Origin of the sequence: Corallococcus sp. CA053C (assembly GCF_003611675.1) — a bacterium.
Lineage (GTDB): Bacteria > Myxococcota > Myxococcia > Myxococcales > Myxococcaceae > Corallococcus.
Genome location: NZ_RAWA01000531.1, coordinates 1 through 5,729 on the forward strand (window position 1 = coordinate 1; position 5,729 = coordinate 5,729).

At 70.4% G+C, this 5,729-nt stretch carries 3 protein-coding genes; 1 reads left to right on the forward strand and 2 read right to left on the reverse strand.

Going from position 1 to position 5,729, the window contains the following annotated elements:
* Positions 1-138: 138 nt before the first annotated feature.
* A complete protein-coding gene (locus tag D7V97_RS39220) occupies positions 139-576 on the forward strand; it encodes a GNAT family N-acetyltransferase (RefSeq protein WP_158623550.1) in 438 nt (145 codons plus the stop codon).
* A gap of 5 nt (positions 577-581) precedes the next feature.
* Here D7V97_RS39220 and D7V97_RS39225 read toward each other — a convergent pair whose 3' ends face one another.
* Together D7V97_RS39225 and D7V97_RS39230 are read right to left on the reverse strand one after the other, a co-directional pair.
* Positions 582-2,912: a tetratricopeptide repeat protein gene (locus D7V97_RS39225; RefSeq protein WP_158623551.1), complete on the reverse strand. Its 2,331-nt coding sequence runs from the start codon at positions 2,910-2,912 to the stop codon at positions 582-584.
* Between the two features lie 104 nt (positions 2,913-3,016).
* Positions 3,017-5,368, reverse strand: a complete 2,352-nt coding sequence (locus D7V97_RS39230) for an immune inhibitor A domain-containing protein (protein ID WP_120615695.1) — start codon at positions 5,366-5,368, stop codon at positions 3,017-3,019.
* Between the last annotated feature and the right edge of the window lie 361 nt (positions 5,369-5,729).

Below are 5,729 nucleotides of genomic sequence, written 5' to 3' on the forward strand. Positions count from 1 at the left end.
GGGTTGGCGGGACCAACGGGACACTCGGCCATGGCGCGCAACCTAGCGTCGGGTGGGCAGCATCCGCGCCCGGCGCGCACGAGGGTGTCGGGATTCCTTCAGCAAGGGTGGGCTAGCGTTCCGGACAAGGAGCCCTGCATGTCCCCTGTTCAACTCCGTCCCCTGCGCCCGTCGGACGTGTCCGGGCTCGTGGGCTTGTGCGAACAGCTCGGTTGGCCCGCGACGGCCCCGGAGCTGGAAGAGCGATTCGAGAGGCTCCGGTCCGTGCCCGGGCAGGCGGTGTTCGTGGCGGAGCGGGAGCCCGCGGGCGTCGTGGGCTGGATGCACGTACAGGAGCGACCGGCCCTGCACCTGCCGCGCACCGCGGAGGTCGCCGCCCTCGTCGTCGACGCCGCGCAACGGGGGACGGGCTGTGGCCGCGCGTTGATGGCGGAGGCGGAAGCCTGGGCGCGAGTGCGCGGCTGCCAGGTGCTCATGCTCCGCTCGAGCAGTCACCGGGAGGGGGCGCACCGCTTCTACGAAGCGCTCGGCTACGAGCGGGCCTCATCGAGCTTCAAGTTCACCCGGGTGCTCTGACGCCGTCACGGCGCCGCGCTCACCTGGGGCGGAGGCGGCACGGTGATGCCTGACGGACGGGCCGCCTCCAGCTCCCGCACGGCGCGCGCCAGGCCCGCATCCTTCGGCGAAAGGCTCAGCGCCCGGGCATACAGCGTTCGGGCCAGCTCCAGCCGTCCTGCCCGCAGATGATGCTCGGCCGCGAGCGCCACCACCCGCCACGCATCCGGCGCCTCCGCGAGCCGCGCCGCCACCGCCTGCTCCATCGGACCCGTGGGAAAGGCCGCGGTCGGGGTGCGCTGGAGCGCGACGGTATAGGAGCGCACCGCCTCCTCGTGTCGTCCCAGCGCTGCCAGGGCCGAGGCCCGGAGGTACTCCGTCGGGGCCAGCTCCGGGAAGAGGGCCAGCACCCCTTCCGCGTCCGCGAGCGCCCCGGCCGCATGGCCCCAGAGGAGCCGCGCACTGCCCCGCGCATGCCGCGCATCCAGCGAGTCGTGGAGCGCGAACAACTCCTGCTCCCAGGTCTCGCGCCTCGGATCCCCCAGCGCCTCCGCCGCCGCGACCGCGAACGCCAGCGCATCCAACGTCCCCCCACGCTCCTCCAGGGACCGCGCAGCATCCGCGAGCGCCCCTGTCCGGTCCCCCTGCGCCAGCTCACACCGCGCCGCCACGAGCCGCGGATCCAGCGAGGTGTCGTACAGCACGCCACGGAACCCGGCCGCGGCCCGGGCCGCCGGCAGCGCCTGTTCACACTTCCCCGCGCGCCGGGCCAGCTCCGCCATGAAGAAGAGATCCATCGGCGTGTCCGCCCCGAAGCGCTCCAGCGACAGCGCCGCCGACTGCGCGGCCACCTCGGGCGACTCGAAGGGCACGCCCCGCACGTTGCGCAGCAGCGCGGTGAAGGGCTGCGCCGCCTGGAGCCGCACGAACGCGCGCGTGGCCTCGTCATAGCGCCCCGCCGCCAGCGCGGACGCCAGCGCGCCTCCGTCCGCGGCGTTCGTCTCACCGCGCTCCAACTGCCGCTGCACGTCGCGCACGAACGGGAACAGCACGGGCAGCGTGCACACCGCCACCACCAGCCCCACGCACACGGCCAGCTCACGGGGACGGCGCCGCGCCTGAAACACGGTGGATACCAGCACGCCCACCAACAGGGCCCACGCTGGCAGCGCGGCGACGCGGTAGCGGCTCACCACGTAGAACCCCAGCGCCAGCACCGAGCTCGCGACCAGGTACATCAACACCAGCCCCACGCGCTCCCGCCGCCACAGCGCGACGAGCAACCCCGCGAGCCCCCACAGCCCCAGCACCTGCGCGCTCACCAGCGGCCACGCCCCGAGCCGCGCCTCCGCGCGCCGCACCTCCACGAGGTCATGCCCGTCCGGGCCGAACAGGAAGAACGCCAGCTTGCGGCCCACGAGCCCCAGGAAGCTGCCCGGCTCCCACCGCGCGAAGGCCACCGTCTTCTTCACCCAGAACAGCTCCGCGTCCGCGGGCGACAGCGCCTGCCCGGTGTCGGCGCGCGCGAACTCCCGGTAGAGGTGGTGCGCGAAATCCGGGCGGTCCGGTGAGCGCAGCTGCGCCTCGTACTGCTTGAGCAGCGTGGGCGGCTGCGCCCCCAACCCCGTGCCCTCTGGCCGGTTGCCCATGTGCAGCACCGCGCCCGCGCTCATCGTCGCGCCCAGCTGCGAGCCCACCTTCGCGCGCACCACGAACGTCGGCAGCGCCGAGGCCACGAACCCCACGCCCAGCAGGACCGCCGGAGCGAGGAAGCGACGGAGCCTGTCCCGCCACGCCTCGCGCGCCACCCACAGGGCCGCGAACCCCAGGATGAACAGGCCCGTGGGCCGGGTGGCCCCCGACAGCCCCAGGAGCACGCCCGCGCCCACCACCGCCGGCATCCGGAAGCCCGGGCTCGCCGCCGCGAGCAGCGCCAGCGCCGCCAGGTTGAACACCATCACCAGCAGGTCCGGCTCCAGCGTCGCCTCGTACAGCAGCACCGGCACCGTCACCGCCAGCAGCGCCGCCGCGACGAGGCCCGCCGTGCGCGACACCAGGCGCGCGCCCAGCACGTACACGGCGACGAGCCCGCCCGCGCCCGCGAGGCTCTGGAGGATCCGCAGCGGCCCTGGCGACAGCAGCACGTTGAGCAGCAGGTACAGCGGGCTGAAGTCCGCGCCCTGTTCGGGGGACAGCCGCCCCGCGGCCAGCATGCGCGCGCTGTCGGGGTACTTGCCGAACATCCACCCCGGCAGGAGCCCCAGCCCCAGCGCCACGTGGAGGACGCACAGGAAGATCAGCACCCCGGGCACGAGCCAGGGACGGGAGAGCGGGGGAAGGGAGGGCGAGGCGTTCACGCTAAGCCCCATCCTACAGCCCCTCACGACGAAGGCCGGCCCCGCGAACGAGCGGGACCGGCCTCCTGATGTCACGGCTTCAATGCGAAGGAAGCGTCAGGCGCTCACTCGACCGGACGCACCTGCACCTGCAGCACGGTCTGGTCCTTGTTCTCCGTCAGCACCTCGATGATGGTGCCCGTCGGAGGAACCTTCACGCCCGCGTACGGCTGCGTGGCGTACCAGAAGGTGTTCGTGTCGTTGAACACCGGCACCGCGGGCTGCGAGGGGTACTCGTTGCGCGGGAAGCCGTTGGGCTTGAGCGACAGCGGGAAGCTGGGCTGCAGGCCGAACGTCGCGTCGTGGGTCTGCACGCGGCCGGACCAGTAGCGGCCGTCGCTGCGCTGCAGGGGCTGCGGACGAGAGTCGATGGGCAGGATGCGGCCCTCGCCCGGGTGCGTGGACACGTTGTTGTTCGTCACGGACGTGTCCCAGTAGGTGATCAGCAGGCCGGGGTTGTACGCGTAGCGCTCCGCGAAGTCGAAGAGGCCATCCGCGCTGAAGCCGAAGTTGTACGGGCCCGTGGCCAGCGTCTCGTCGTAGCTGCGGAACTGACGCCACTCGGCCAGGTAGTAGTGGTCGTAGAGCGTGTTGGTGCCGTCCGTCTGGAAGAACGTGGACTGGTCCCACCACTTGTGGCCCCACTCCGCGTCGTCACCGAAGACGTACTTGGTCCCCGCGAACAGCTGCACGAAGTCCACCAGGAAGCCCTTGCCGAACTCCGCGCCGTCCGTCTTGTAGCGCAGCTTCAGCGTGACCGTCTTGCCCGCGTAGGCGGACAGGTCGAACTCCAGCGGCACCCAGCCGTCGGACGTGCCGGTGATGCCGTTGCCCAGGTTGTTGCCCCAGGGGTTCGTGTCGCGGCTCACCGGGCTGGGCAGGTTGACGAACGCGCCGCCGTCCACCGAGACCCCGACGTAGGCGTAGTCCCAGTCCTCCTCGATGTCGAACCACGTCTTGAAGGAGAAGGTGATGGGCTTCTTGTTCGGCAGCTTCACTGTCTTCACGAGCACGCGGTCCAGGTTGTTGCCCTGGCCGCCCTGCCACGCGTACTGACCCTCGAACGGCGCCGTCGTCGGCTGCACGCGGGGCTTGCCGGGCAGCTTCACCAGCAGCGCCTGCTTCGCGTTCTTGGACGTGAACTCCGCGGGACCCAGCTTGTGGTACGAGTACAGGCCCGCGGACGTCGAGGCGTAGTCCAGCCAGCCCAGCTGCAGCTTGTCCCAGGCGAAGAAGTCACCCGGGCGCGTGCCGATGTCCGTCGTGCCGTCGTTCAGGTACGAGCCCGACGACATGATGGTCCAGAAGCCCGTGCCGTTGTCCGCCGCGTTCGTCGTGTCGTAGTGATCCGGCAGACCCAGGTCGTGGCCGAACTCGTGCGCGAACACGCCCAGGCCGCCGTTCTCCGGCTGGATGGTGTAGTCGCCCACCCACTTGTCCACGTTCGCCGCGAAGCGCGTGCCGCCGTTCGGGTTGTACGCGGGGCCCGTGCCGTCCGCGCTCAGGCCCGTGCTGTACGCGAACCAGCGGTGGCTCCACACCGCGTTGGTGCCCTGATCGCCGCCGCCGACTTCCTCACCCATGCCGGCGTGGACGAGCTGGAAGTGGTCGATGTAGCCGTCCGGCTCGTTGAAGTCGCCGTCGCCGTCGTAGTCATACCGGTCCCACGTGTCGAACGTGTCCAGGTACGCCTTGATCTCCGCGGGCGTCTTGCCGGCGGCCACCTGGCCCTGCGTCCACACCTTGATGGCGTCGCTGATCAGCGGCCACACGGAGTTGGAGCAGTTGCTGGAGCCGCACAGGTTGTTGCCGTAGCGGGCGGAGTTGTACGGCACGCGCACCCACTCGGACACCACGCCGTTCACGGTGTAGCGGCCGGACGACGCCGCCTTGTAGTAGTTCGCCACCGAGTCCGCGCCGGGCGTGGTGTCGAAGTACAGCTTCTCGTAGTGCTCGCGGCTGTAGTCCTGCTGCCAGATGGTGGTGTTGTCCACCGTCCGGTCTGGCTCCGCGATCACGTTGTGCACCGGGCCGGGCACGTTGCCGCCGGGGTTGCGGGCGGGGTCGCCGAACACCGGGTGGATCTGCGTGCCGTACTCCACCAGGATGACGAAGATGCGGTCCGTGCGCTCCAGCTCCAGCTCCACGAACTTGCCGTTGGCAAGCTTCTGCACCTTGCCGGGCTGACCGCGGCCCTCCAGCCGCTCCTTCAGCGCCTGCGCCTTCAGTTCCTTCTGCTGCTCGCCCAGCCGGTGGGGCAGGTCGTCGGTGATGTCCTCCGTGGCCACCTTGCGCAGGGACGCGGACGGAGGGGCGATGTCGGGCTGCGGCTTCTCGTACCAGGCGCGCTCCGCGTAGGCGGACGGCGCCGCGAACGCGAGGAGGCTCCAGGCCAGCCAAGAGGGGGGTTTACGCATTGCAACTCCTATTCAGGTTCGGTTCAGTGGCCCGGTACTTCCGGGAGGGGCCTGTTTCTAATGGAAGACATGCCAATAGTGGAAGACCGGGAGGTTAAATTTTTCTTGCAAGGACGGAGTGAGTCTTCGTTCGGTGGTGGGCGAAAATTGAAGAATGCGTAAGAGAGGGGATGCGGGGAGGGACTACCTTCCTGGTCCGATATGGCGCGTTCACGTCCCGTGGATCCCCCGCTGCGGCGGGATGTCCGGCTCTTGGGCCGGCTCTTGGGAGAAGTCCTCGTCGAACAGGAGGGGCAGGCCCTGTTCGACAAGGAGGAGGAGGTGCGCCACCTGGCCATCCAGCGTCGGCGCGGGCCGGTGG